Here is a 24,904-nt window from a genome sequence, read left to right as displayed (position 1 = left end):
CGGTTCCTAACATCCGCTTAGGACGGTCGCGGTTACCCGGAGGTAGGGGTGGCGCGGCTCCGGCGGGCGCCGGGCGAGCCGATAACCTCAGTGCCGTCAGCGCGACACGACGAGGCGAGGAGAGCTCTGTGGGACGGTCGGTACTGGTCACCGGCGGCAACCGCGGCATCGGTTTGGCGATCGCGAAGGACCTCGCGGCGCAGGGGCACAAGGTCGCGATCACGCACCGCGGTTCCGGAGCACCCGAAGGTCTCTTCGGCGTGCAGGCCGACGTCACCGACGCCGAGCAGATCGACGCCGCCTTCAAGCTCGTCGAGGAGCACCAGGGCCCGGTCGAGGTCCTCGTCGCGAACGCGGGCATGACCGACGACACCCTCCTCATGCGGATGAGCGAGGAGCAGTTCACCCGCGTGGTGGACGCCAACCTCACCGGCGCCTACCGGGTCGCCAAACGCGCCTCGCGCGGCATGCTGCGCGGCAAGTGGGGCCGCTACATCTTCATCTCGTCCGTCGTCGGCCTCAGCGGCTCGGCGGGCCAGGTCAACTACGCGGCGAGCAAGGCCGGTCTCGTCGGTCTCGCCCGTTCCCTCGCGCGTGAGCTGGGCTCGCGCAACATCACCTCGAACGTCATCGCGCCGGGCTTCGTCGCCACGGACATGACCGGCGAACTCGGCGAGGACCGCAAGAAGGAGATCCTCGCCCAGGTTCCCTCCGGCCGGTACGCCGAGCCGTCGGAGATCGCCGCCGCCGTCCGCTACCTCGCCTCCGAAGAGGCCGGGTACGTCAACGGCGCGGTGCTGCCGGTCGACGGCGGCCTCGGCATGGGCCACTGACGTCCCCGTTTTCCCGTACCGATCGAAACCACCCGGACTGGAGGTCCCGTGCCAGGACTGCTCGAAGGCAAGCGCCTGCTGATCACCGGCGTCATCACCGACGCCTCGCTCGCGTTCCACGCGGCCAAGATCGCGCAGCAGGAGGGCGCGAAGGTCGTGCTCACCGGCTTCGGCAGGCTGTCGCTCGTCGAGCGCATCGCCAAGCGTCTCCCCGAGGAGGCGCCGGTGCTGGAGCTGGACGTCACCAACCAGGAGCACCTCGACTCGCTCGCCGACCGCGTCCGTGAGCACGTCGACGGCCTCGACGGCGTGCTGCACTCGATCGGGTTCGCCCCGCAGTCCTGCTTGGGCGCGCCGTTCCTGGACGCCCCCAGCGAGGACGTGAAGGTGGCCGTCGACGTCTCGGCGTACTCCTTCAAGGCGCTCGCGGTCGCGACCCTGCCGCTGCTGTCACGTGGTTCGTCGATCGTCGGCATGGACTTCGACGCGCGCGTCGCGTGGCCCGCCTACAACTGGATGGGCGTCGCGAAGGCCGCGCTGGAGTCGGTCAACCGGTACCTGGCCCGCGACCTGGGCCCGCAGGGCATCCGGGTCAACCTGGTCAGCGCCGGCCCGATGAAGACCATGGCCGCGAAGTCGATCCCCGGGTTCGCGGATCTGGAGAACGGCTGGGGCGACCGGGCCCCGCTCGGCTGGGACAGCTCCGACCCGGACCCGACGGCGAAGTCCGTCTGCGCCGTGCTGTCGGACTGGCTGCCCGCGACCACCGGCTCGATGATCATGGTCGACGGCGGTCTGCACGCCACCGGCTTCTAGGTCTCGACGCGCGTGAAGGCCCCCTTCCCACTGCTCAGCCGAGGGAAGGGGGCCTTCACGCGCATCAGGGCAGGACGGCGTTGGCCACGTGCCACGAGTCCTCGAGCAGCAGGTACTTGGTGATCAGGCCGTCGCCGTTCACCTCGAACTCGATGGTGAAGGCCGTCTCGATCACCTTGCCGGTACTGCGGATCGTCGAGCGGAGTCGGCCGATCGCGACCGCGTGCGGCCCGTCGACGAGGACGCGTTCGACGTCGAACCGGTCCTTGATGAGCCCTTTGTCGAGCAGTTCGTGGAACTCGCGGATCTCCGCCCGGTTCCGCCGCGGGCCGATCCACGGGACCAGCTCGGTCGCGCCGGGGATGTCCCACGCGACGCTGTCGGCGAACAGCTCCGTGGCTCCGTCGGTGTCCCCTGTGGACATTCGGCGGAAGAACTCGTCGAGGGTGGCTCGGGTTCGTTCGGACATGATTCTCCTTACTGGGTAACGGGTTCGCGGAGCAGGCGGGTGTCGTCGGTGCGCTGGACACCGGCGGCGAAGGTGAGCGCGACGATGGTGGCGACGCCGAGGCCGACGCTCACCCAGGCGACGCTGGGATAGCCGAGACCGGCGTCGATCGACTCGCCGCCGAGCCACGGGCCGACGGTGTTGCCGACGTTGAACGCGGCGGTCGTGCTCGCGCCGACGAGCGTGGGCGCGTTGCCCGCCACGGCGAAGGCGCGGACGTTCAACGCGGGATTGACCCCGAATCCGGCGACGCCGAACAGGAAGACGGCGAAGATCGCGACCGGGGTCGCCGGGCCGGACAGCGCGAGCAGCACGAGGGCGAGCAGGTCGACGGCGAGGCCGCCGTAGAGGGTCGCGAAGGGCCTCGCGTCGGCGAGCCGTCCGCCGACGGTGATACCGATCAGCGCGCCGAGCCCGAACAGGGAAAGCACGCCAGGAACCCAGCTTTCCGGCAGTCCGGCGACTTCGGTGAGCATGGGCGCGAGGTAGCTGAAGGTCGCGAAGATCATCGCCTGCGCGAACGCGATGACGCCGAGTGCCAGCCAGAACCGGCCGCCGCGGTAGAGCCGCAGTTCGGTCGCCACGTCGGTCTTGGTCTCACCGTTCTGCGTCTCCGGGACCAAGGCGAAGACCCCGATCAGCGCGACGACGGTCAGCGCCGTGACCGCCCAGAACGCGGCCCGCCAGCCCGCGTGCTGGCCGAGGAAGGTCCCGGCGTCCACGCCGGCGATGTTCGCGACGGTGAGCCCGCCGACCAGGATGGCCAGCGCGCGGCCGCGGCGCTCGACCGGGACCAGCGCGACGGCGGTGGCCGCCGCGACCGCCCAGAACCCGGCGCAGGCGACGGCGCTGACCACGCGGGTCGCGAAGAGCAGGGCGTATCCCGAACTCAGCGCGCCGACCACGTGCGAGACGCCGAAGACGACGAGCAAGGCCATGAGTGTGGCGCGCCTCGGCACCCGCAGCGTCGCGATCGCGAGCAGGGGAGCGCCGACGACCATGCCGATCGCGAAAGCCGAGATGAGCAGCCCGGCCTCCGGGATGCCGACGTTCAGATCGGCCGCCATCCCGGGCAGCAGGCCGGTGATCATGAACTCGGACGTGCCGAGCGCGAACACGCTCAGTCCGAGTACGCAGACTGCCAAAGGCACGGGGATTCCCTCCAGTTTTGTATTGATCAGTCCAAAATGTGGGCAGCGTTGCGCACAGGGGTTTGGTTCCAGGTGTTACTTCGCGGCGATCGCGTCCAGTGCGATGGCGGAGACGGCCTCCATGGCCGCCCGTCCGGCACCGCGGCGGGACATCAGCCGCAGTCCGGCGACGGTGCTGTGCGCGAACTCGGCGATGGCGCCGGGCTCGCGGTCGCCGTCGATCGTCCCGTCGAGCTGTCCTTCCCTGGCGCAGGCCGAGAGAAGGGTGAGATGCCGTCCGGTGTCGGCGTCGATCCGCGCCTTGATCTCGGGATCGCGATCGCCGAATTCGGCCACCGTGTTGACCACGAGGCAGCCTCGGCCGTGGTTCGCGACTTCCTCGTCGATCGTGTACGAGAACAGGGCGCGGAACCGATCGAGGCCGGTCCCGGACTCCTCCAGCAAGGCCGTCCTGGCCACGATCCCGCGTTCGGCGTAGTGGTCGAGCGCGCGCACGAACAGTTCGTGCTTGCTGGTGAAGGTGTTGTAGATGCTGCTGCGGCCCAAGCCGGTGGCTTCGCAAAGGGCCTGCGTCGACGTGCCCTCGTAACCGCGAAGCCAGAACGCGTCCATGGCGCGCCCGACCGCGGCGCGCTCGTCGAATTCCTTCGGCCTGGCCATGGGAGCGACCGTACCAGGTTTTGGATCGCTCGGTTCAAAACGGGCCGGGTCAGCGTGCGGGGCGCCACAGCGGCAAGATGAACAGGGTGGGTTACGACGCGCTGCTTTGGCTTTCGTTCGGTGGTCCCGAGGGACCTGACGAAGTGATGCCGTTCCTGGAGAACGTCACGCGGGGCCGCGGGGTCCCCCGGGAACGACTGCTCGAGGTCTCCGAGCACTACCAGCACTTCGGCGGGGTCTCGCCGATCAACCGGCTGAACCGGGACGCGATCGCCGCGGTGGAGAAGCAGCTCGCGGCCGCCGGGATCGAGCTGCCCGTCCACTTCGGCAACCGCAACTGGCGGCCGATGGTCGAGGACACCCTCGCCGAGATCACCAAGGCGGGTGCCCGGCGCGTCCTGGTCTTCCCCACGAGCGCGTACGGCGGCTACTCGGCCTGCCGTCAGTACGACGAGGACATCGAGCGCGCCCGTGCGTCGGTCGGCGACGGCGCGCCGGAACTGGTGAAACTGCGGCAGTTCTTCGATCACCCGCTGTTCATCGCCGCCTTCGCCGACGCCGTTCGCGCCGCGCACGCGAAGCTGGGGAACCAACCTGGAACCAGGACCGTCTTCTGCGCCCACTCGGTGCCCGAATCCGCCGACACCGCGTCCGGGCCGCCCTCGGAAGGCGGGCGGCGCTACTCGCGTCAGATCGCCGAGGCCGCGCGCCTCGTCGCGGCCGAAGCGGGAATCGAGACCTACGACGTCGTGTGGCAGTCGCGCTCCGGTCCGCCGCAGGTGCCGTGGCTGGAGCCGGACATCGTCGACCACATCGACGCGCTGCACGCGGAAGGCGTCACCTCGGTGGTGGTCTGCCCCGTGGGTTTCGTGTCCGACCACCTCGAGGTGATCTGGGATCTCGACAACGAAGCCGCCGAACGGGCGGCGGAGCACGGCATGGGCTTCGCGCGGGCCGCGACGCCGGACACCGACCCGCGTTTCGCCGAGCTCGTCGTGGAACTGATCCGGGAGCACACCGACGGGGCACCCGCGCGGAAGCTGTCGCCGTTCCCGGCGGCCGGGTGCACGGTCAACGGCGCGCCTTGCGCGATCGGGTGCTGCGAGCCCGCGAAGAGGCCCGCGCGTCCCTGAAGAGCCCAGGCCTCGTGAGTGGCTAGGACGGTTAGAACCTCCCTTACCACTCGCGAAGGCTCGGCCAGTGCCCTCCCGATGTACATGAAGGACCCCTTCCTTGCGCCAGGCGCAAGGAAGGGGTCCTTCATGTACCGGGGAAGGGGTGAAGGTCGAGTTCCTTCGGCTGAGCCGAGGGAAGGGGGTCTTCACGCGCGGCCGCTGTGGCTGCTGGTGCCGGTGGGGTGAACGTGGCGGTAATCGAGTCCGTGAAGGCCTCCTTGAGGGACCCAGAGTCCCTCAAGGAGGCCTTCACGGACTCGGGCCTGGCTTCCAGAACCGGCGATGTCACGTGACTGGACGGACGACAAACGTGATCCGGCGGACGACACGCGTGAGTGGATGGACGACACGATGGCGGCCGGGTCCGCCACGAGTCGTCCGCCCGAACACGCGTGTCGTCCGTCCAATCACGCGAAACCGCCATCCGCGCACCGGTCCGCGGCCAAGCTCGCATCCAGGCGCCCGTAGGTACCTAAGCCACGGCCCGAACCGTCATCACCACTCATGAGGTCGATCGTCGTCAGGCGGCGATCCTCGACAGGTGGAGGTCGATCAGGGCGACGGCCTCTTCGCCGGACTGATAGCCGAGCAGCACCGCGTCGCCGAGGCCGGAGACCAGCGCCAGCAGGAGCGCGGCTTCGGTGGCCGGGTCGACGGTGGGCACGAGTTCGCCGTCGTCCCTGGCGGCGGTGAGCATGGCCGCCACTGCGTCGCGGAGCTGGCCGTGGCCGGTCCGGAAGTGGCCGGCGATCTCCGGATCCTTGAGCGCGCGCATCAGGAAGGCGTTGGCGACCAGCGCTTCGTCCCTGGCGGCCTCGTCCAGGGGGAGCAGGGCGACGAGCAGGTCCCGGACGCCGAGTTCTGACGGGGTGGCGATGCGTTCTTCGAGTCCGCTTCGCAAAGTGGTCGTCGCGAAGCGCAGCATGTCGTCTCTCGACGCGAAGTAGTGCTGGACGAACCCTTTCGAGATGCCCGCTTCGGCCGCGACCTCGTTCAGGCTGACCCCTTCGAGCCCCCGGTCGGCTGCGATACGCCGGACGGCCGCGGCGATCTGCTGCCGCCGGTCCTCGTGATCGACTCGTTTGGGCACCCGCTCCTCCTTTTGGCAGTCCGATCGGATTGCAAACTTCTCACCAACTGTTTACAATCCGATCGTACCGTAAAAGGAGGGGTGTAGATGAAGGTGGGCGGTTTCGCCTCGTCGGAGGCACGGGCCGAGTACGAGGTCGTCTACGAACGAGGTCTGGCGGCTTTGCCCGCGCCGGCCGGGATCCACGACGTCGAGACGGCGTTCGGGGTGGCGCGCGTGTACCGGTTCGGGCAGCCGGGCGGAACGCCGATCGTGTTGTTGCCCGGTCGTGCCGGGACCGCGGTGATGTGGGAACCCAACCTCGCCGCGTTGCTCCGGCACGGCGAGGTCTACGCGGTCGACCTCATCGGCGAACCCGGCCGCAGTGAACAGACCGCCCCGATCCGGGACGGTGTGGACCAAGCCGCTTGGCTGAGTACGGTGCTCGCGGAACTCGACCTGGCGGCGGTGCACCTGATCGGGTACTCCTTCGGTGGCTGGCTCGCGGCCAACCTCGCCGCGCGGGCGCCGGAGCGGCTGAGGTCGCTCACGCTGATCGACCCGGTGCTGACGTTCGGCGGGCTGACCGCGGGACTTGTCGTCCGCGCCACGCTCACCGCTATTCCCGGCGTCAACCGATGGGCCCGGCCGTCGTTCCTGCACTGGATCTCCGGTGGTGCGGAGGTCGACACCACGGATCCGGTCGCGCGGGTGATCGACGAAGGAATGCGGACCTACCGCATCGCCCTGCCGTCACCCAGGTTGATCACCGACGCGCAGTTGCGCTCACTGCGGATGCCCGTGCTGGCCCTGATCGCCGGGCGCAGCGTCATTCACCACCCGGACCGCGCGGCCGCGCGGGCTCGCGAGCTTCTGCCGCGGGGCCAGGTCGAACTGTGGCCGTCGGCGACCCACGCCATCGCGGGCGAAGCGGCGGACGAAGTCAACGCACGGATCCTGGCGTTTCTGGCGGCAGAGGAAACACCGTCGTGACCGGGCACGGCAGGAATCCGACGCTCTCCTTGCTGCTCTGGGATGTCGCGCTCCCGTTGGCCGCGTACTACGGGCTCCGGCTCGCCGGGCAGAGCGAGCAGGTCTCCTTGCTGGCCGGGGCGGTGGTGGCCGCGGCCCGGATCGCCTGGGTCGCCGTCCGCGACCGGTCCTTCGACGGCTTCGCCGCGTTGCTGGCAGGCGTGCTCGGGGTCGGGCTCGTGCTCTCACTGGTCAGCGGTGACGCGAAATTCCTGTTGCTCAAGGAATCCTTCGCCACCGCGACCGCCTCGATCGTGCTGCTGGTGAGCTGCTTCAGCCGCACGCCCATGGTGCTCGTCGCCGTGCGGGCCGGGTCCAACGCGGCCAAACGCGCTGAAATCGACCGCCTCACCGCCGAGGTGCCCGCTTTCCGCCGGGCGTTCACCCGGATGTCGGCGGTGTGGGGAGTGGCGCTGCTGCTGGAGGCCGCGGTCCGTGTGCCGCTGGTCTACACCCTTTCGGCGGACGTGATGAACGCGCTCAGCGTGGTCCTGCTGATCGCGGTCATCGGCGGGCTTTCGCTGTGGTCCGTCCGGTATGCCGAGAAGATCCAGAAAAAGCACTCCGTGACCACGTGAACGGCTACGGGTGCCTGTCCGCCTGCTCGGCGAACTCCCGCACCGCTTCGTTGATCGCCGCGCACCTCGCGTTGCGGACGGCTTCGGTCAGCGGCCGCAAGGCCTCCGCCCGCCGAAGTGCCGCCGACGCGGAGAGCGCGCCGCCCGGATCGTCGGATTCGGCGATGGCGAGGATCGCCGCGATCTCCTGGGATCGCTGGAGCACTCGCAGTGCCCGGCCGGGCATCCCGGCGGGCCAGGGCGCGTCGGTGGCCGCCCGCAGCCGGGCCGAGAGTTCCGCCCGCACCCCCGGCCGTTCGCTGGCGACGTCCAGGGTCTGGAGCGCGCCCGCACTCGCGCGGATCGCGTCGGTCAGGCCGTGCTCGGCCTCGCCGAGCGGGCGGTACTCGAGGACACCCGGCGTGGGCACCGAGTACACGGTCCACCGCATGAGACCTTCGGCGATGGCCTCGGGGACGACGCCGTAGCCGAGATCCGGCAACAGGACGGCCTCGCCGGTCCGAAGCGCGGCCTCGGTGAACTGCCCGCCGCCGCCCAGCCCCCGCACGTCGCCGGGCACCGGGAGCAGCAAGTGCATGCTCTTGGCGCCTTGCGCGCGCAGGGCGAGCAGCAGCTGGACCGGGGTCGCCGCCCGGTTGAACGCGAGCGGCAGGTCGAACGCCTCGGCGGCCGCCGCGTCCGCGGCGACGAAATCGTGGGCTTCGCCCCAGACCTGAAGGGCGTCAAGGATGTCGTCGGAGGCGGCGGCTCCGTTCAGCCACGCCGAAGACCAGACCGCGAGGGTCGCACTAGGACGGCACACTGGACTGATTTTAGTCGTGCTTCCGGCGAAACCCGGAAATGGGCGCGTTATCGAGGGGGAGGGCAGGTGAACGCGCCGGAGCTGGAGTTGCTTCACGTCGACAGAGGCCACGGTCGCGACGTAGCGTCGAACGGGTGAACGATGTTCCCGCAAACCTGCCCCGGACCGCCGGGGACCTCCGCGCGGCGGGTCACCTGCCGCGGTCGGTCAAACAAGAACTGCACGACAACCTGCTCGCCAAGCTCCGCGCCGGGGAAGACGCCTGGCCCGGGATCGTCGGGTTCTCGCGCACCGTGCTGCCGCAGCTGGAACGCGCGCTGCTGGCCGGGCACGATGTCGTCCTGCTCGGCGAACGCGGCCAAGGCAAGACCCGGCTGCTGCGCACCCTCGCGGGACTTCTCGACGAATGGACGCCCGTCATCGAGGGGGCCGAGCTGGCCGAGCATCCGCTCGACCCGATCACCCCGGAATCGCGCCGTCGCGCCGCCGAACTCGGTGATGCCCTGCCGGTGACTTGGCGCCACCGGGACGAGCGCTACACGGAGAAACTGGCCACACCGGACACCTCGGTCGGTGACCTGATCGGCGACGTCGACCCGGTGAAGGTCGCCGAAGGCCGCAGCCTCGGCGATCCCGAGACCATCCACTTCGGACTCGTCCCGCGTGCCCACCGCGGCATCGTGGCGATCAACGAGCTGCCGGACCTCGCCGAGCGCATCCAGGTCGCGTTGCTGAACGTGATGGAGGAGCGCGACATCCAGGTGCGCGGCTACACCCTGCGCCTGCCGCTGGACGTGCTGCTGGTGTCGACGGCCAACCCGGAGGACTACACCAACCGCGGCCGCATCATCACCCCGCTCAAGGACCGGTTCGGCGCCGAGATCCGGACGCACTACCCGCTCGACGTCGAGTCGGAGATCGCCGTCGTCCGGCAGGAGGCGCATCTGGTCGCCGAGGTCGGCGAGCCGCTGCTGGAGGTGCTGGCCCGGTTCGTGCGGAACCTGCGCGAGTCGCCGGTGATCGACCAGCGATCGGGCGTCTCGGCCCGGTTCGCCGTCGCGGCGGCGGAAACGGTCGGCGCGGCGGCACTGCGCCGGTCCGCGCTGACCGGCGAGGAACCCGCCGTGGCGCGTCCGGTCGACCTCGACGCGGTGCCCGCCGTCCTGCGGGGCAAGCTCGAATTCGAGCCGGGCGAGGAGGGCCGCGAGACCGAGCATCTCGTGCACCTGCTGCGCCGGGCGGTCGCGGAGACGGCCCGTTCGCGGTTCGCCGGTCTGGACCTGCTGCCGCTGGCCGACGCCGTCGAGTCCGGGCATCTGGTCTCCACCGGGGAACGCGTGCCCGGCAAGGACGTCCTCGCCGCGCTGCCGGAGCTGCCAGTGCTCCACGACGTCGCCGCGCGCGCCGGCGTCGGCCCGGACGAACCGGCGGGGCGGATCGCGGCCGCGGTCGAACTGGCGCTGGAATCCCTGTTCCTGTCGAGGAAACTCGCCAAGGACTCCGACGACGGCACGACCGTCTACGGCCGATGAGCGCCGCCCCGGAGGGCTACTCGTACGGGCCGTGGCACGACGGTCCGGATCCGCTGGCGCCGCCGGCGGATCTGCGGGACGCGCTCGACGAGATCGGCCGCGACGTCATGGCGGGCGCTTCGCCCCGGTCCGCGCTGGAAGAGCTGTTGCGGCGCGGCACCCCGCGCACCGCCGGGCTCGACGAACTGACCCGGCGGCTCTGGCAGCGCCGGTCGGAGATCCAGCGGCGGCACCGGCTGGACGGCACCCTCCAGGAGGTCCAGCGGCTGCTCGACCAGGCACTGGAGGCCGAACGGCGCGAGCTGTTCCCCGATCCGGACGACGACGCCCGCTTCCGTGAGGCTCAGCTGGACGCGTTGCCGCCGGGGACGGCGGCGGCCGTACGCGAACTCGCCGAGTACGACTGGCGCTCGCGGGAGGGCAGGGAGAACTACGAGAAGATCCGTGACCTGCTCGGCCGTGAGCTGCTGGATTCCCGCTTCGAGGGGATGAAGGAGGCGTTGCGGAACGCCGGACCGGAAGAGGCCGAGCGGGCCAACCGGATGCTCGCCGACCTCAACGACCTGCTGGCCGCGCACGCACAGGGCCGCGAGGACGTCCCGGAGCGGTTCGCGGAGTTCATGCGCGAGCACGGCGAATTCTTCCCGGAGAACCCGAAGAACGTCGAAGAACTGATCGACGTCCTCGCCGCTCGTGCCGCGGCCGCGCAGCGGATGCTCAACTCGATGACCCCGGAGCAACGGGCCGAACTGGCCGAACTGTCGCAGCAGGCGTTCGGCGACCCCCGGCTCGCGCAGCAGCTGTCCACTTTGGACGCCCAGCTGCGCGCGCTGCGGCCCGGCGAGGACTGGACGTCTTCGGAACGGTTCCGGGGCGACGATCCCTTGGGCCTCGGTGAGGGTGCCCGCGCGATGTCCGATCTCGCCGAACTGGACGCGCTGGCCGAACAGCTCGGCCAGTCCTATCCCGGCGCGCGGCTGGAGGACATCGACGTCGAGGCTCTCGAACGCCAGCTCGGACCGGACGCCGGAGTTGACGCGCGGCGGCTGTCGGAGCTGGAACGCGAGCTCCGGCGGCAAGGTCTCTTCGAACGTGCCCCCGATGGCACGCTTCGCTTGTCTCCCAAGGCTTTGCGGCGACTCGGAGAGACGGCGCTCGCCGACGTCGTGAACGCGCTGCGCGGCAAGACGGGCCAACGGGAAACCGAGTCCGCCGGCGCCGCGGGCGAGCCGACCGGTGCGACCAGGCCGTGGCGGTTCGGGGACATGCAGCCATGGGATGTCTCCAGGACGGTCCGCAACTCGGTCCTGCGCTCGGTTTCGGTGGGGGAGCGGCTGGTCCGGATGGACGTCTCCGACGTCGAGGTAATCGAAACCGAGCATCGGTCGAGGGCTGCGGTGGCGTTGCTCGTGGATACCTCGTGGTCGATGGTGCAGGAGGGCCGCTGGCTGCCGATGAAGCGGACGGCGCTCGCACTGCACCAGCTGATCAGCACCCGGTTCCGCAACGACGCCCTCCAGCTGATCACCTTCGGCCGCTACGCGACATCGGTCGAACTGGCCGAACTCGTCGGGCTGGAGGGCGCTTGGGAGCAGGGCACCAACGCCCACCACGCCCTGCTGCTGGCCGGACGGCATCTGCGGCGGCATCCCGACGCGCAGCCGGTGGTCCTGATGGTCACCGACGGTGAGCCGACGGCGCATCTCGAACCCGACGGTTCGGCGGAGTTCGACTACCCGCCCCAGCCCAGGACGCTGCTCAAGACGCTGTCCGAAGTGGACCGGATGGCGAAGCTGGGCGCGTCGGTGACGGTGTTCCGGCTCGGGGACGACCCGCGCCTGACGGAGTTCGTCGACCTCATCGCGCGGCGCTCTGGCGGCCGCGTCGTCGCTCCGGATCTGGACGGGCTCGGCGCCGCCCTGGTCGGCGACTACCTGCGGGTCAGGAAGCGGTAGTGAGGGGTGGGTCGCGGTGGTCGTGAGTGGCGATTCGGGTTAGAACCCGAATCGCCACTCACGACCACCTGTACCTGCCGCGAACTCGGCCGTACGCGACCGAACCGGTCCAGCTCGGCTACCTGGTGCGGGAGCCGAGGACCAGCGGATTCGGTTACTCCGGCCGTGTCCGGCTCCCACCGGACGGGAACGGCGTGGCGGCTCCGCTTACAGTCGGGGTATGCAGACTTGGTCATCGGTCGACGTGCCCCGTATCCCCGGCACCCCCCGTCCGCTGCGGCTCCACGACACGGCGACGGGGCAGATTCGCCCCACGGCGCCCGGGTCGACCGCCCGGATGTACGTCTGCGGCATCACGCCGTACGACGCGACCCATCTGGGGCACGCCGCCACGTATCTGACATTCGACCTGGTGAACCGCCTGTGGCGGGACGCCGGGCACGACGTCCACTACGTGCAGAACGTGACGGACATCGACGAACCCCTGTTGGAGCGAGCGGAGCGGGACAAGGACGACTGGGTCGTCCTCGGCATGCGCGAGACGGCGCTGTTCCGTGAGGACATGACCGCGTTGCGGGTGCTGCCGCCGCGGCAGTTCGTCGGGGCCGTCGAGAGCATCCCGGAGATCGTCGAGGTCATCGCCAAGCTGCTGTCGAACGGCAGCGCGTACCGCGCCGACGACGCGGAGTACCCGGACATCTACTTCGCCCACAACGCGACCGGGCACTTCGGGTCCGAGTCGAACTACGACGCCGAGACCATGGCCAAGTTCTTCGCCGAACGCGGTGGCGACCCGGATCGCCCCGGCAAGCAGCATCCGCTCGACGCGTTGCTGTGGCGGATGGCGCGGCCGGGCGAGCCGTCGTGGGAGTCCGAACTGGGCGCGGGGCGGCCGGGCTGGCACATCGAGTGCAGCGCGATCGCGGTCAACCGGCTCGGCCTCGGCTTCGACGTCCAGGGCGGCGGCTCGGATCTGATCTTCCCCCACCACGAGTACAGCGCCGCGCACGCGGAGGCCGTCGCGGGGGACCGGCCGTTCGCGCGGCATTACGTGCACGCCGGGATGATCGGCCTCGACGGCGAGAAGATGTCGAAGTCGCGCGGGAATCTCGTGTTCGTCTCGCGGCTGCGTGCCGACAAGGTCGACCCCGGCGTGATCCGGCTCGCGCTGTTCGCCGGGCACTACCGCGAGGACCGGCCGTGGACGGAGCAGTTGCGCACGGACGCCGAAGCGCGCCTCGCGCGCTGGCGCGAGGCCGTCTCCATCGGCACGGGTCCGTCGGCGGAGGACACCGTCGCGCGACTGCGTGACCACCTCACCGACGACCTCGACACGCCCAAGGCACTCGCGGCCGTCGACGCCTGGGCGGAGCAGGCGCTGAACCGGTCCGGCACCGACCCGGCGGCTCCCGGCCTGATCCGGAACGCCGTCGACGCGCTGCTCGGCATCGAGCTCTGAGGAACGTCATGAAAGGGTCGTTCAGGACATCTTTTGTCCTGAACGACCCTTTCATGACATCCGTATAACGCCCTACACGGCGACGCGACCGGCCTCCAGCCGGAGGTGGTCACCGGCCCAATCGCGCCGCAGCCACCGATCATGCGACGCGATGACGACGGCACCCGGCGCGGAATCGAGCGCGGTGAACAGCTCCTCGGCCAACGTGAGCGAGATGTGGTTCGTCGGCTCGTCCAGCAGGAGCACCTCCGGCGGATCGGCGATCAGCAACGCCAGCGCGAGCCGCCGCCGCTGCCCGACCGACAGCGCGCCCACCCGGGTCCCGAGATCGCGCGGAGCCAGCAGGCCGAGGCCGCGCAACGGGGGAGCGTCCTCGCCGAGGGCTTCGGCGTAGGTCCGCTGCGCGGTCTTCTCGGGCTCGGCGAACGCGACGTCCTGAGCCAGCATGCCGATCCGTACGCCGCGTCCGGATAGGACGGTCCCGGAGTCCGGCGTCAGCGAGCCGGCGAGGACGGACAGCAGCGTCGATTTCCCGGCGCCGTTCCCGCCGGTGATCAGCAGCCTCGACGTCGTCGTGACGTCCAGTGTCGCCAGCCGCAGCCGTCCGGCGATCTCGATGTCCCGCACCGAGATGGCCGTCTTGTCCTCGCCGGGTTCGCCGGTCAGGCCGCCCTGGAACCGCAGCGGCGCGGGCGGCTTCCGCACCTGGTCGCGTTCCAGTTCGTCCAGCCGCAACTGGGCGTTGCGGACCCGGCGCGAGATCTGCTTCTGCACCCTCCCGGTCTTGAAGTCGTAGAGCATCTTGGCGTTGTCGCGCTGCGGCCGGTTGTGCGCGACGGCGCGCGCGGTGACGGCCACCGATTCGCGCAGTTCCTTGAGCTCGTCCTGCTCTTCGGCGTAACGCTGTTCCCAGCGCGCCCGTTCGACCCGTTTCTGGTCCAGGTAGTCGGAATAGGTGCCGCCGTACCGGGTCGGGCCGCCCAGCGCCGGGTCGAGGTCGACGATGTCGGTGCACACCGCGTCGAGGAAAACGCGATCGTGCGACGACAGCACGAGGACACCGGTCAGCGACGCGAGATGCTGTTCCAGGAACTCCATCGCGGCGTCGTCGAGGTGGTTCGTCGGCTCGTCCAGGATGAGCGTGCCCGGCCGCCGGATCAGCAGCGCCGCGAGGCCGAGCCTCGATCGTTGCCCGCCCGACAGGGTGCCCAGTTCGCGCGCCGGGTCGATCCCGGCGAGCCCCAGACCCGCGCAGACGATCTCGGCCCGTCGGTCGGCGTCCCAGAGGTCGTGCGCCTGGGCCCATTCCAGGACGGTCCCGTACTCGTCGAGCACGGCGGCGTCGTCCGGATGCCGAGCGAGCGCTTCGGTCAGTTCGTCGAGTCTCGCCGACGCTTGCCGGATTTCGGCGAGCGCGTCGTCGATGACGTTGGAGAACCGCGCGGTCAGCGCGAAAGGCAGCTCCTGCAAGAGGAATCCGAGGTCGTCGCCTCGCAGTACCTCGCCGGCGTCGGGCTCTTCGACCCCGGCCAGCAAGCGCAGGAGCGTGGACTTGCCGACGCCGTTCTCGCCGACCAGGCCGAGCCGCTGCCCGGCCGAAGCCGTCAGGTTCACGCCGTCGAGCACGACGCGGGCACCGTAGGAGTGGACGAGGTCCTTGGCGATCAGGGAAAGAGACATACGACATCACCGTGCTTCTTCGGACATGAGTGATCCCTGCCGGGCCTCGTGGCTTACGGGAGCAGTGCTCGACCGAAGCCGCCTCGGAGCGGGGAAGGTGCGATGTCAGTTGTCCATGATGCGAACAGTCTAACGCAACCTATGTAGCATTAGTCAACCCCTCTTTTCGGGGAAGTCGGATCGCAGCCGCGCGGCCTCTTGTTCGGCGAACGCGCGCCCGTCGGTCATGACGCCGAGAAGCGCGGCGAGCTGGCGCCGGTCGAGCCTGCCGAGGCGGTCGCCGAAGAACCGGGCCATGGGGGAGTAGAGGTCGGCGACGTCGTCGAGCCGGTCGGGCAGCGGACGGATCGCGATCCGGCGGCGGTCCGCGGGATCGGGGACGCGCTCGACCAGCCGCTGCGCCTCCATCCGGTCGAGCATCCGGGTCACCGCGCCGGTGGTCATGCCGAGTGCTCGCGCCAGCCCGGTCGGCGAGGTCGCGGCGCCGCTGATGACGAGCTGGAGCCCGTGCAGCTCGGTGGCGCTGATCCCGAGCCGCTCCGCCATGGCCGTCTGGAACAGGACGGTCGCGCTGACGAACCGGGGGATCTCCAAAGCCGCCGCGGTGGCGAGTTCTCGCTGGTCGGGCATGTGCTTCCTCGAGTCAGTAGTTGACCTGTGCAGTTACTGTCGTGTGCAGCAACTGCCTGGACAAGGGTATCCGGGGACTCGCTTGACATCCCGCCGGCCACCTGCGAATCTGAAAGAGAACTTTCGAAAGAAGTCTTTCAGATTGGATCGGGTGATGGCCGGGTTGCCGCCGCGCAAGCGGATCGAAGACGTCGAGCTGATGCGAGCGCTGGCGCATCCGCTGCGTTCGGCGCTGGTGGACCACCTCATGGCGGTCGGTCCGCGGACCGCGAGCGAATGCGCGGCGGCCGTCGGGTCGACCGCCTCCAACTGCAGCTGGCATCTCCGTCAGCTCGCCCAGCACGGCCTCGTGGAACGCGTCGAGGGGGAGGACGGCCGCGAGCGGCCATGGCGGGCGTGTCAGGTCGGCATCGAGTTCGGCGACGACCCGGAGCTGCACGGGGCGCAACTGGCGGTCGTGGGCACCACTCTCGCGCGGGAGAAGGAGCTGACCGAGCGCTATCTCGACGCCGCCGACCGGCTCGACAAGGAGTGGCGGGACGCGTCCGGGATCAACAACTACTCGCTGCGGGTGACCGCGGCGGAGCTGGACGAGCTGGTGCGGGGGATCGACGCGCTCGTGCGGCCCTACGTCGGCGCGATCCGCGAAGACGCTCCCGCGGAGGCCCTCCCGGTCCACTTGGGACTGCGGGCGTTCCTTCGCATCGACGCCGAGGGGAAGCCGAGCAGATGAAACCGTTGAGGGAACCCGCCTTCGCGCGGTTGTGGATCGCCGCCTTCTTCTCCGAGACCGCCGAGTGGATGCTGCAGATCGCGTTGCCGGTGTTCGTCTTCCAGGCGACGGGTTCGGCGGCCACCACGGCGTTGAGCATCGTCCTCGGCCTGGTGCCCGCGGTGCTGCTCAGCCCGGTCGCCGGCGTGATCGCGGACCGCTGGAACCGGCGGCTGGTGCTGTGCGTGGTGTGCGCGGGCCAGGCGTTCGTGGCGCTGCCGCTGCTGTTCGTCGCGTCCGGCGGCCCGGTGTACGTGATCTATGCGGTCATGGCCGCGCAAGCTGGGCTGGCTTCGCTGTTCGAGCCCGCCCGCAACGCGCTCGTGCCCGAACTGGTCGCTCCCGAGGAACTGATCGGCGCCAACGGCCTCATGAGCATCAACGGGAGCGTCGCACGGCTCGCCGGCGGCTGGGCGGGCGGTCTTCTGCTCGGATTCGGCGGCCTGGGCTGGGTCGTGGTGGCTTATCTCGGCGTGCTGGTGATCGGTTCGGCCCTGCTGGCGCGCCCGTTTCCGCGCGTCGCCGTGCCCAAACCGGCAGGACCGCACGAACCGGTGTTGCGAGCGTGGATCGACGGGCTTCGCGAGATCGGCCGCGAAGGACGCCTTCGCCTCGCAGGTGTCGTCGTCGTGCTGACGTCACTGGCGCAAGGGATGTTCCTGGTCCTCTTCGTGGTCTTCGTGCTCGACATCCTCGACGGCACCGAAGGCGACGTCGGCCTGCTTCGCGGTGTACAGGCGCTCGGCGGGTTGGTTGCGGGATTCGCCGTCGCCACCGTCGCCCGCAAGGTCGCGCCCGCCGCCTTGCTCGGCTGGGGCGGACTTGCGCTCGGTCTGCTGTCGGCGGTGATCTGGAACCTGCCGGCACTGACCACGTCTCTGGGTGTCTTCATCGGGCTCTTCGGCCTGGTCGGCGCCCCTGGAGTGCTCGCCGGCTCCGGGCTGCTCTCACTGGTCCAGACGACCGCGTCCCCCGAACGGTCCGGCCGCGTGCTGAGCACCGTGTTCGCCGGCACGGCGGGCTTCACGGCGCTGGGCGCGCTGCTGACGGGCGCGCTGGTGAACGTGCTGGGCACCGGAGTGCTGCTGAACGTCCAGGCGGGTCTGCACACCATCTCGGCGTTGGTCGTGCTGGGCGTGTCGGCGTCGGGCCGGCCGCGTCGTGACGCGGTTTCGGTGATTCCCCGGTCCGGGTGAAGCTACGGTGGTGGAGTGCCGCATCTCTTCGCCACCAGCGACCTCCACGTCACCCATGAGGGCAACGCCCCGCTCGTCGACGAGGTCGTCCCCCGGACCCCGGACGATTGGCTGCTCGTGGTCGGTGACGTCGCCGAACGCGCCGAATCGGTGATCGGGGTGCTCAAGACCCTGCGTGAACGTTTCGCGAAGGTCGTCTGGGTCCCCGGTAACCACGAGCTGTGGACCACCCAGAAGGATGAATGTCAGCTGCGAGGCCAGGCGCGCTACGAGCATCTGGTCGAGCGCTGCCGCGAGATCGACGTCCTCACCCCGGAGGATCCGTACCCGGTGTGGGAACACCAGGACAAGCCGCTGACGATCGCCCCGCTGTTCGTGCTGTACGACTACAGCTGGCGGACCCCCGCGGCCGAGGGGCTGCCGATGCTGGCCGCCATCGAGCAGGCGCGCGAGGCGGGCGTGCTGTGCACGGACGAGTTCTTCCTGCACCCCGACCCGTACCCCAGCAGGCAGGCCTGGTGCGCCGACCGGGTGAAGATCAGCACGGAACGGCTGGAGGCGATCCCCGAGGACCACGGGACGATCCTCATGTCGCACTGGCCGCTGCACCGCCACCCGACCGAGCCGCTGTACTTCCCGGAGTTCGCGCTGTGGTGCGGGACGACCGAGACCGAGGACTGGCACCTGCGCTTCCGGGCGGACGTCGCCGTCTACGGGCACCTGCACATCCCGCGCTCGACCGAGGCGGACGGCGTGCGGTTCGAAGAGGTCTCGCTCGGTTATCCGCGGGAGTGGCGGAAGCGGGCGCGGGGTCCGATCCCGCTGCGGCGCATCTTCTGAGCGGTCGCCCGGATGCTATGAACGGTCCGTTACTTGCAAAATTTGCAAGTAACGGACCGTTCATAGCGCTTGAGGGGGCTGGCAGCTTCACCCGTGGCGAGTGAGTCCCGGATGTCATGAAAGGGTCGTTCCTGACGAAAAACGTCAGGAACGACCCTTTCATGACACTTGCGGCAGGGCGGTGCCGCGAGCTCAGCCCCGTCCGGGACCGTCCTGACCCGGGCGCCGCCGCCGCAGGTACCGCTCGAACTCGGCCGCGATCTTGTCCCCGCTCACATCGTCCAGCGTGAACTCGGTCTCCGCGTCACCGCGTTCCTCGAGCCCCCGGACGTACTCGCTGATCTCTTCGTCCTCTTCGGCCATCTCGGTGACCGTTCGCTGCCACTCCTCGGCCTGCTCGGGAAGCGCGCCGAGCGGGATCTCGACGTCGAGGACGTCCTCGAGTTTGTGCAGCAGCGCGAGGGTGGCCTTGGGCGACGGCGGGTGCGAGACGTAGTGCGGCACCGCCGCCCAGATCGACACCGCCGGGACGCCCGCCTGCACGCAGTAGTCCTGCAGGACGCCGACGATGCCGGTCGGCCCCTGGTAGTTGTTCAGCTCCAGGCCGAACTGCGAAGCGGTGTCCTTGTCGTACGCCGTCCCGGTGACCGGGACGGGCCGGGTGTGCGCGGTGTCGGCCAGGAGTGCGCCGAGGGTGACGACGGTGGCGACGTCCAGTTGCTGGATGTACTCCAGCAGTTCGGCGCAGAAAGCACGCCAGCGCATATTCGGTTCGGGCCCTTGGACCAGCACGATGTCCCTGCTGATGCCCTCCGGACGGCACACCGAGAGCCGCGTGGTCGGCCAGTCGACCCTTCGGGTGACGCCGTCCACCATGCGTACGGTCGGTCTGCTGACCTGGAAGTCGTAGTACTCGTCAGGACTCAGCTCGCTCAGCGGGGTCGCATCCCAGTTGAGCTGGAGATGCTCGACCGCCCGGCTGGCCGCGTCACCTGCGTCGTTCCATCCTTCGAAGGCGACGATCATGATCGGCTTTGGGTCATCCGGTTGGTCGCGGCCGGGCCGCTGGGTCTCGTCGACGGGCTCACTCACCGGACCAGCCTACGACCAGGCGGCCGTGCGCCGTTGGGCATGTCCGATGGCGTTTCGCCGCGACGAAACGCGCGGAGCCGACGCAATACGACATTTCGGGCAGCGACCGCGGCACCGACGTGAATCCGTCTCGGCTACCGTGGGTCCCGGAAGGTGCATCCGATCGTGAGGGGGAGCCGTGACCGAACCGTCCACACCGGACGGACTCGCCGCCGTGCTGTGGGATATGGACGGCACGCTGGTCGACTCGGAGAAGCTGTGGGACGTCGCGCTCTACGAGGCCGTCGAAACCCTCGGCGGCACACTGACCGAGGAACAGCGCCTGAGTCTCGTCGGGTCCAATATGGACGACACGGCCGCGTTCCTGCTCGAAGTGTGCGCCAAACCCGTCACCCCGGAGTCGATCGCGGAGATGGGGGAGTGGATCCGCGCCCGCACGGCCAACCTCTTCGACGGCCCGCTTCCGTGGCGCCCCGGTGCGCAGGAGCTGCTCGAACTGTTGCGGGCCAACGGCGTTCCGATGGCGCTGGTCACCTCCACCGAACGGTCGCTGACCGAACTCGCGCTCAACACCATCGGCCGCGAGTACTTCGCCGCCACCGTCTGCGGTGACGAGGTCGATGGTCTGAACAAGCCGGACGCCAGGCCGTATCAGCTGGCCACGGAGTTGCTGGGAGTACCGGCTTCCCGATGCGTCGCGATCGAGGATTCCCCGCCGGGCGCGGCTTCCGCGGCCGCGGCGGGCTGCACGGTGGTGGTGATCCCGAACGACGTCGACGTCGAACCGGGAGAGCGGCGCGTGTTCCGTTCCTCGCTGGTCGGTCTCGACGTGCCCGCGCTCACCGCGCTCCTGCCCTGACCGCCATGTCGCATTTCCGCTAGACCGCGGCCCGTGCGGTCGGTGATGCTGACCGGGTGCATGAGGATTTCGAGCGCTGTGTCCGCGCGGTCCAGGCGAAGGACGCCCGGTTCGACGGCTGGTTCTTCACCGCCGTCCTGACGACGCGGATCTACTGCCGGGCGAGCTGCCCGGTCGTCCCGCCCAAACCGGAGAACATGACGTTCTATCCGAGCGCGGCCGCCGCGCAGGAGGCCGGATTCCGCGCCTGCAAACGGTGCCGACCGGACGCCAGCCCCGGTTCGCCGCGGTGGAACGAGCGCGCGGACCTGGTGGCCAGGGCGATGCGGCTGATCGCCGACGGCGTCGTCGACACCGACGGGGTCAGCGGCTTGGCCGCACGGCTCGGCTACAGCGTCCGGCAGGTGGAACGGCATGTGCGTGCCGAACTGGGCGCGGGCCCGCTCAGCCTCGCCCGTGCGCAACGGGCGCAGACGGCGCGCCTGCTGATCGAGACGACCGGCCTGTCGATGATCGACGTCGCCCTCGCGGCGGGGTTCGGCAGCGTCCGCACCTTCAACGACACCGTCCGCGAGGTCTTCGCGTTGTCTCCGACCGAACTGCGGGCCCGGGGCCGCACCGAGCCGTCGACCGCGCCCGGGACGCTGAACCTCCGCCTGCCGTATCGGAAGCCGCTGTTCCCGGACAACCTCTTCGGCCATCTGGTCGCGACCGGTGTCCCCGGCGTCGAGGAATGGCGCGACGGCGCGTATCGCCGGACGCTGCGGCTCCCGCACGGCCCCGCCATCGTCGCCCTCAAACCGGAAGACGGCTACATCGGCTGCCGTCTCACGCTCTCGGACCTGCGTGACCTCTCGACCGCGATCAGCCGATGCCGCCGCCTGCTCGATCTCGACGCCGACCCGGTCGCGGTCGACGACGCGCTGGCCGCGGACCGGCTGCTCGGGCCGCTCGTGGCCGCCGCACCCGGCAGGCGGGTGCCGAGGACGGTCGACGGCGACGAATTCGCCGTCCGGGCCGTGCTGGGACAGCAGGTGTCCACCGCCGCCGCCCGCACCCACGCCGCCCGGCTGGTCCTCGCGCACGGCGAACCCGTCGACGATCCGGACGGTGGCCTCACCCACGTGTTCCCGGACGCCACCGCCCTCGCGGAGATCGACCCGGAAAGCCTCGCGATGCCGCAGAGCCGCAAGCGGACCCTGCTCGGCCTCATCGCCGAACTGAACGACGGCGGACTCGACCTCAGCGCGGGAAGTGACTGGCAGCAGGCCCGGGAGAGACTGCACGCGCTGCCCGGCTTCGGCCCGTGGACCGTCGAGAGCATCGCGATGCGTTCGCTCGGCGACCCGGACGCCTTCCTCCCGACCGACCTCGGCGTCAAGATCGCCGCGAAAGGGCTCGGGCTCGGTCCGGCCGCGTTCGCCGCGCACGCCGAACAGTGGCGCCCGTGGCGCGCCTACGCCGTTCAACACCTCTGGGCGACCGGAGATCACCCGATCAACCGGCTGCCCGCCGCCTGAGTTCGAGGAGCGCCATGCGCACGCACACCGTCATCGACAGCCCGTACGACAAGCTGACCCTGGTCGCGGACGGCGAAAGCCTCTGCGGCCTGTACATGGTCCAGCAGCGGCACCGTCCGGTCGAGGAGAGCTTCGGCCATCCGGATCCGGGCTCGCCGATCTTCGTCGACACCGAGAAGCAGCTGAAGGAGTACTTCGCCGGCCAGCGGAAGGACTTCGATCTCCCGCTGAGCTTCGGCGGCACCACGTTCCAGCGGATGGTCTGGGAAGGGCTGCTCGGGATCCCGTATGGCGAGACGGTCTCCTACGGTCAGCTCGCCGACCGGCTCGGCAAGCCCACCGCGTCGCGCGCGGTCGGGCTCGCGAACGGGAAGAACCCGATCAGCATCATCGTGCCGTGTCATCGCGTGATCGGCTCCAACGGCGATCTCACCGGTTACGGCGGCGGTGTCGCACGGAAGCGGCACCTGCTCGACTTCGAACGCGGCGGCTCGGTGCTGTTCTGAAGTGTGACGCGACCGGCACCACACCGGCCCGGGGCAGCGCGACGCGGGCGCGGATGGAAGGATCTCCAGACTGTGAAGACCTTCGATGAGCTGTTCGCCGAGCTTGCCGAGCGCGCCCGTACGCGCCCCGACGGTTCCGGCACCGTCGCCGCGCTGGACGCGGGAGTGCACGCCCAGGGCAAGAAGGTGCTCGAAGAGGCGGGCGAAGTGTGGATCGCCGCCGAGCACGAATCCGACGACAGGCTCGCTGAGGAGATTTCACAGCTGCTGTACCGCGTACAGGTGCTCATGCTCGGCCGAGGACTGTCGACAGAGGACGTGTACCGGTACCTGTGACGCGTTCGCGTCCGGAGAACCAAGGAGAGACAATGCTGCGTGTCGCCGTGCCGAACAAGGGAGCCCTCGCCGCCGCCGCGTCGGAGATGCTCGGAGAGGCCGGCTACCGCAAGCGACATGAGGCCCGCGACCTGACCGTGCTGGACACGGTCAACGAGGTCGAGTTCTTCTTCTTGCGCCCCAAGGACATCGCGATCTACGTCGGATCCGGCGAACTGGATCTCGGCATCACCGGCCGCGACCTCGCGCTCGACTCCGGTGCCCCGGTCGAGGAGATCCTCGGCCTCGGCTTCGGCGGTTCCACGTTCCGGTACGCCGCACCGGCGGGCCGGGACTGGAAGGCGCAGGACCTGCAGGGCAAGCGGCTCGCGACGTCGTACCCGCGGCTCGTCCGCGAGAACCTGAAGCAGCACGGGGTCGAGGCTGAGGTCATCCGCCTCGACGGTGCCGTCGAGATCTCGATCCAGCTCGGCGTTGCCGACGCCATCGCGGACGTCGTCGAGTCCGGACGTTCGTTGCGCCAGCACAACCTCGTGGCCTTCGGGGACCCGATCTGCGTGTCCGAGGCGGTGCTGCTGCAGCGCGCGGGCACCGAGCACACCCGGCCCAAGGACCAGCTGAAGGCGCGGTTGCAGGGTGTCGTGTTCGCCCAGCACTACATGATGCTGGACTACGACTGCCCGCGTCCGCTGCTCGACGCGGCCATCGCGATTACGCCGGGTCTTGAGTCGCCGACCGTCGCGCCGCTGGCGGATGAGGACTGGGTGGCCGTGCGCGCGATGGTGCCGCGCAAGGAGGTCAACCGGATCATGGACGAACTCGCCGAAACCGGCGCCAAGGCCGTGCTGGCTTCGGACATCCGGGCCTGCCGCCTCTGACCCTGGATGCCATGAACGGTCCGTTCCTTGCAAAATTTGCAAGGAACGGACCGTTCATGGCGTTGGTCAGCGGGGCCGGTTCGGTTTTTTGGGCATGAGGTCGTAGAGCTTCTTGCGCGTCCCGTTGTCCTTCGCGCTGCGGGTCACCGACACCTCGGTGATGAAATCCTCGAAGACGAAGTCCTCGTCCGCCGGCACGATCGCCGCGGCCGGATGGTTCCGCAGGTAGCCGTCCAGCGTCTCCGCGATCTCCCGGAACGACAGCGCCTGCAAGGTTTCCGGCGCGTACGTCGTCACGGGCACGCCGTGCGCCGCGGCCTCGTTCATCACGACGCCGAGCGGCACGTGCGACAGCATCGGGATCCCGAAGGTGTACAGCTCCTGCAACGCCGCCGCCGCGTAGTGCGAGATCGGACGGCGGTACAGGCCCGGCACTAGGCCGTAGTAGGCGATCGGCGGACGGCCGACGGTCTGTTCGACGTAACGCACCTGGTCCGAAAGCAGGCGCAGCGCGCGAATGCTCGTCCGGTCCGGCTGCACCGGCACGAGGATCCCGTGCGAAGCGGCCAGCGCGTTGTTGGTCAGCACGTCGAGCGCGGGCGGGCAGTCGATGATGACGTGGTCGTAGTTCGCGAACTGGATGACCCTGGCCAGCTGCCAGCCGGGGACGCGGAACTGGTCCAGCCGCCGGATCAGGTCGAACATGCCCGGCGACGTCGGGATGACGTCGAACGCCCCGCCCCGCCCGAGGTTGCTGCGCGGATGCCGGACGGCGAGCTCTTCGATCGGCCCCTTCCACACCTTGGTCAAGGCTTTCGCCAGGCTGGGCATGTTCGGGGGCACCTCGTCCAGCCCGAGGAGTTCGGTGGTCGCGTGGCCCTGTGGGTCGAGGTCGATCAGCAGCACCCGGCGGCCGCGTTCGGCCAGTGCGGCCGCCGCGCCCACGCTGAGTGAGGTCTTGCCGACCCCGCCTTTCTGGTTGACCACCGAGGTGATCTGCATGCCGAAGCGCTCCCTGCGTCTGT

The 24,904-nt window shown here is 69.7% G+C and carries 25 protein-coding genes; 16 read left to right on the top strand and 9 right to left on the bottom strand.

Features of this window, described 5'->3' with window-relative positions:
• The first annotated feature begins 128 nt into the window (after positions 1 to 128).
• Together fabG and fabI are read left to right on the top strand one after the other, a co-directional pair.
• A complete protein-coding gene (gene fabG, locus DMH03_RS23325) occupies positions 129 to 833 on the top strand; it encodes a beta-ketoacyl-ACP reductase (RefSeq protein ID WP_125794145.1) in 705 nt (234 codons plus the stop codon).
• A 48-nt stretch (positions 834 to 881) separates the two neighbouring features.
• A complete protein-coding gene (fabI, locus tag DMH03_RS23320) occupies positions 882 to 1,649 on the top strand; it encodes an enoyl-ACP reductase FabI (RefSeq protein WP_061986623.1) in 768 nt (255 codons plus the stop codon).
• A 64-nt stretch (positions 1,650 to 1,713) separates the two neighbouring features.
• Here fabI and DMH03_RS23315 read toward each other — a convergent pair whose 3' ends face one another.
• From DMH03_RS23315 to DMH03_RS23305, 3 genes are all read right to left on the bottom strand, one after another.
• Positions 1,714 to 2,118 carry a nuclear transport factor 2 family protein gene (locus DMH03_RS23315; RefSeq protein WP_125794144.1) on the bottom strand — a complete coding sequence of 135 codons (405 nt, stop codon included), beginning with the start codon at positions 2,116 to 2,118 and terminating at the stop codon, positions 1,714 to 1,716.
• An 8-nt stretch (positions 2,119 to 2,126) separates the two neighbouring features.
• A complete protein-coding gene (locus DMH03_RS23310; protein ID WP_125794143.1) occupies positions 2,127 to 3,308 on the bottom strand; it encodes a Cmx/CmrA family chloramphenicol efflux MFS transporter in 1,182 nt (393 codons plus the stop codon).
• 75 nt (positions 3,309 to 3,383) lie between these two features.
• On the bottom strand, positions 3,384 to 3,968 hold the full coding sequence (locus DMH03_RS23305) for a TetR/AcrR family transcriptional regulator (protein ID WP_125794142.1): 585 nt from the start codon (positions 3,966 to 3,968) through the stop codon (positions 3,384 to 3,386).
• A gap of 86 nt (positions 3,969 to 4,054) precedes the next feature.
• Between DMH03_RS23305 and DMH03_RS23300 the strand changes: the two genes are divergently transcribed.
• The gene (locus DMH03_RS23300) at positions 4,055 to 5,101 is read left to right on the top strand and encodes a ferrochelatase (RefSeq protein ID WP_125794610.1); all 1,047 of its coding nucleotides are present in this window, start codon (positions 4,055 to 4,057) and stop codon (positions 5,099 to 5,101) included.
• Positions 5,102 to 5,663: 562 nt separating this feature from the next.
• Here the strand turns inward: DMH03_RS23300 and DMH03_RS23295 are convergent.
• A complete protein-coding gene (locus tag DMH03_RS23295) occupies positions 5,664 to 6,233 on the bottom strand; it encodes a TetR/AcrR family transcriptional regulator (protein WP_125794141.1) in 570 nt (189 codons plus the stop codon).
• A gap of 87 nt (positions 6,234 to 6,320) precedes the next feature.
• Between DMH03_RS23295 and DMH03_RS23290 the strand changes: the two genes are divergently transcribed.
• Together DMH03_RS23290 and DMH03_RS23285 are read left to right on the top strand one after the other, a co-directional pair.
• Positions 6,321 to 7,205: an alpha/beta fold hydrolase gene (locus tag DMH03_RS23290; protein ID WP_125794140.1), complete on the top strand. Its 885-nt coding sequence runs from the start codon at positions 6,321 to 6,323 to the stop codon at positions 7,203 to 7,205.
• Positions 7,202 to 7,822 carry a VC0807 family protein gene (locus DMH03_RS23285; protein WP_125794139.1) on the top strand — a complete coding sequence of 207 codons (621 nt, stop codon included), beginning with the start codon at positions 7,202 to 7,204 and terminating at the stop codon, positions 7,820 to 7,822. Before DMH03_RS23290 ends, DMH03_RS23285 begins: the two co-directional genes overlap by 4 nt.
• A gap of 4 nt (positions 7,823 to 7,826) precedes the next feature.
• Here the strand turns inward: DMH03_RS23285 and DMH03_RS23280 are convergent, their stop codons facing one another.
• Complete coding sequence (locus tag DMH03_RS23280; protein ID WP_125794138.1) at positions 7,827 to 8,624, bottom strand: hypothetical protein; 798 nt, start codon at positions 8,622 to 8,624, stop codon at positions 7,827 to 7,829.
• A gap of 134 nt (positions 8,625 to 8,758) precedes the next feature.
• On the opposite strand from DMH03_RS23280, the gene DMH03_RS23275 reads away from it, so the two are divergent.
• The 3 genes from DMH03_RS23275 (at position 8,759) to mshC (ending at position 13,570) form a co-directional block, all read left to right on the top strand.
• Positions 8,759 to 10,156 (top strand): sigma 54-interacting transcriptional regulator, encoded by a 1,398-nt coding sequence (locus DMH03_RS23275; RefSeq protein WP_125794137.1) that lies wholly within the window; start codon positions 8,759 to 8,761, stop codon positions 10,154 to 10,156.
• Positions 10,153 to 12,111: a VWA domain-containing protein gene (locus tag DMH03_RS23270; protein ID WP_125794136.1), complete on the top strand. Its 1,959-nt coding sequence runs from the start codon at positions 10,153 to 10,155 to the stop codon at positions 12,109 to 12,111. Before DMH03_RS23275 ends, DMH03_RS23270 begins: the two co-directional genes overlap by 4 nt.
• A 220-nt stretch (positions 12,112 to 12,331) precedes the next feature.
• A complete protein-coding gene (gene mshC, locus DMH03_RS23265) occupies positions 12,332 to 13,570 on the top strand; it encodes a cysteine--1-D-myo-inosityl 2-amino-2-deoxy-alpha-D-glucopyranoside ligase (RefSeq protein WP_125794135.1) in 1,239 nt (412 codons plus the stop codon).
• A gap of 72 nt (positions 13,571 to 13,642) precedes the next feature.
• Here the strand turns inward: mshC and DMH03_RS23260 are convergent, their stop codons facing one another.
• Complete coding sequence (locus DMH03_RS23260; protein WP_125794134.1) at positions 13,643 to 15,250, bottom strand: ABC-F family ATP-binding cassette domain-containing protein; 1,608 nt, start codon at positions 15,248 to 15,250, stop codon at positions 13,643 to 13,645.
• Between the two features lie 153 nt (positions 15,251 to 15,403).
• Positions 15,404 to 15,880 (bottom strand): MarR family winged helix-turn-helix transcriptional regulator, encoded by a 477-nt coding sequence (locus DMH03_RS23255; protein WP_125794133.1) that lies wholly within the window; start codon positions 15,878 to 15,880, stop codon positions 15,404 to 15,406.
• 154 nt (positions 15,881 to 16,034) lie between these two features.
• Here DMH03_RS23255 and DMH03_RS23250 point away from each other — a divergent pair, with 154 nt between their 5' ends.
• The 3 genes from DMH03_RS23250 to DMH03_RS23240 are packed head-to-tail and all read left to right on the top strand — an operon-like array spanning position 16,035 to position 18,688.
• Positions 16,035 to 16,613 (top strand): helix-turn-helix transcriptional regulator, encoded by a 579-nt coding sequence (locus DMH03_RS23250; RefSeq protein ID WP_125794132.1) that lies wholly within the window; start codon positions 16,035 to 16,037, stop codon positions 16,611 to 16,613.
• Entirely contained in the window at positions 16,610 to 17,848 is a 1,239-nt protein-coding gene (locus DMH03_RS23245) for an MFS transporter (RefSeq protein ID WP_125794131.1), read from the top strand. Before DMH03_RS23250 ends, DMH03_RS23245 begins: the two co-directional genes overlap by 4 nt.
• 15 nt (positions 17,849 to 17,863) lie before the next feature.
• On the top strand, positions 17,864 to 18,688 hold the full coding sequence (locus DMH03_RS23240; RefSeq protein ID WP_125794130.1) for a metallophosphoesterase: 825 nt from the start codon (positions 17,864 to 17,866) through the stop codon (positions 18,686 to 18,688).
• A gap of 192 nt (positions 18,689 to 18,880) precedes the next feature.
• On the opposite strand, the gene DMH03_RS23235 is transcribed toward DMH03_RS23240, so the two are convergent.
• Positions 18,881 to 19,780 carry a PAC2 family protein gene (locus tag DMH03_RS23235; RefSeq protein ID WP_125794129.1) on the bottom strand — a complete coding sequence of 300 codons (900 nt, stop codon included), beginning with the start codon at positions 19,778 to 19,780 and terminating at the stop codon, positions 18,881 to 18,883.
• Positions 19,781 to 19,958: 178 nt separating this feature from the next.
• Between DMH03_RS23235 and DMH03_RS23230 the strand changes: the two genes are divergently transcribed.
• The 5 genes from DMH03_RS23230 (at position 19,959) to hisG (ending at position 23,879) form a co-directional block, all read left to right on the top strand.
• The gene (locus DMH03_RS23230) at positions 19,959 to 20,639 is read left to right on the top strand and encodes an HAD family phosphatase (protein ID WP_125794128.1); all 681 of its coding nucleotides are present in this window, start codon (positions 19,959 to 19,961) and stop codon (positions 20,637 to 20,639) included.
• Between the two features lie 56 nt (positions 20,640 to 20,695).
• Positions 20,696 to 22,159 carry a DNA-3-methyladenine glycosylase 2 family protein gene (locus DMH03_RS23225; protein WP_125794127.1) on the top strand — a complete coding sequence of 488 codons (1,464 nt, stop codon included), beginning with the start codon at positions 20,696 to 20,698 and terminating at the stop codon, positions 22,157 to 22,159.
• A gap of 14 nt (positions 22,160 to 22,173) precedes the next feature.
• Positions 22,174 to 22,665 (top strand): methylated-DNA--[protein]-cysteine S-methyltransferase, encoded by a 492-nt coding sequence (locus DMH03_RS23220; RefSeq protein WP_125794126.1) that lies wholly within the window; start codon positions 22,174 to 22,176, stop codon positions 22,663 to 22,665.
• Between the two features lie 72 nt (positions 22,666 to 22,737).
• Positions 22,738 to 23,001 carry a phosphoribosyl-ATP diphosphatase gene (locus DMH03_RS23215; RefSeq protein WP_007035378.1) on the top strand — a complete coding sequence of 88 codons (264 nt, stop codon included), beginning with the start codon at positions 22,738 to 22,740 and terminating at the stop codon, positions 22,999 to 23,001.
• A 32-nt stretch (positions 23,002 to 23,033) separates the two neighbouring features.
• Positions 23,034 to 23,879 carry an ATP phosphoribosyltransferase gene (gene hisG / locus DMH03_RS23210; protein ID WP_125794125.1) on the top strand — a complete coding sequence of 282 codons (846 nt, stop codon included), beginning with the start codon at positions 23,034 to 23,036 and terminating at the stop codon, positions 23,877 to 23,879.
• A gap of 66 nt (positions 23,880 to 23,945) precedes the next feature.
• On the opposite strand, the gene DMH03_RS23205 is transcribed toward hisG, so the two are convergent.
• A complete protein-coding gene (locus tag DMH03_RS23205) occupies positions 23,946 to 24,881 on the bottom strand; it encodes a ParA family protein (protein WP_125794124.1) in 936 nt (311 codons plus the stop codon).
• Between the last annotated feature and the right edge of the window lie 23 nt (positions 24,882 to 24,904).

The organism is Amycolatopsis sp. WAC 01376, assembly GCF_003947415.1.
Lineage (GTDB): Bacteria > Actinomycetota > Actinomycetes > Mycobacteriales > Pseudonocardiaceae > Amycolatopsis.
The sequence above is the reverse complement of the archived record's forward strand: the minus strand, read 5'-3'. Positions and strand labels throughout refer to the sequence as shown.

Coding starts and splice junctions, on each gene's coding strand:
- DMH03_RS23260 (WP_125794134.1), bottom strand. CDS start 15,250: ATGTCTCTTTCCCTGATCGCCAAGGACCTCGTCCACTCCTACGGTGCC.
- DMH03_RS23305 (WP_125794142.1), bottom strand. CDS start 3,968: ATGGCCAGGCCGAAGGAATTCGACGAGCGCGCCGCGGTCGGGCGCGCC.
- DMH03_RS23250 (WP_125794132.1), top strand. CDS start 16,035: ATGGCCGGGTTGCCGCCGCGCAAGCGGATCGAAGACGTCGAGCTGATG.
- DMH03_RS23205 (WP_125794124.1), bottom strand. CDS start 24,881: ATGCAGATCACCTCGGTGGTCAACCAGAAAGGCGGGGTCGGCAAGACC.
- DMH03_RS23290 (WP_125794140.1), top strand. CDS start 6,321: ATGAAGGTGGGCGGTTTCGCCTCGTCGGAGGCACGGGCCGAGTACGAG.
- DMH03_RS23220 (WP_125794126.1), top strand. CDS start 22,174: ATGCGCACGCACACCGTCATCGACAGCCCGTACGACAAGCTGACCCTG.
- DMH03_RS23255 (WP_125794133.1), bottom strand. CDS start 15,880: ATGCCCGACCAGCGAGAACTCGCCACCGCGGCGGCTTTGGAGATCCCC.
- DMH03_RS23245 (WP_125794131.1), top strand. CDS start 16,610: ATGAAACCGTTGAGGGAACCCGCCTTCGCGCGGTTGTGGATCGCCGCC.
- hisG (WP_125794125.1), top strand. CDS start 23,034: ATGCTGCGTGTCGCCGTGCCGAACAAGGGAGCCCTCGCCGCCGCCGCG.
- DMH03_RS23315 (WP_125794144.1), bottom strand. CDS start 2,118: ATGTCCGAACGAACCCGAGCCACCCTCGACGAGTTCTTCCGCCGAATG.
- DMH03_RS23270 (WP_125794136.1), top strand. CDS start 10,153: ATGAGCGCCGCCCCGGAGGGCTACTCGTACGGGCCGTGGCACGACGGT.
- mshC (WP_125794135.1), top strand. CDS start 12,332: ATGCAGACTTGGTCATCGGTCGACGTGCCCCGTATCCCCGGCACCCCC.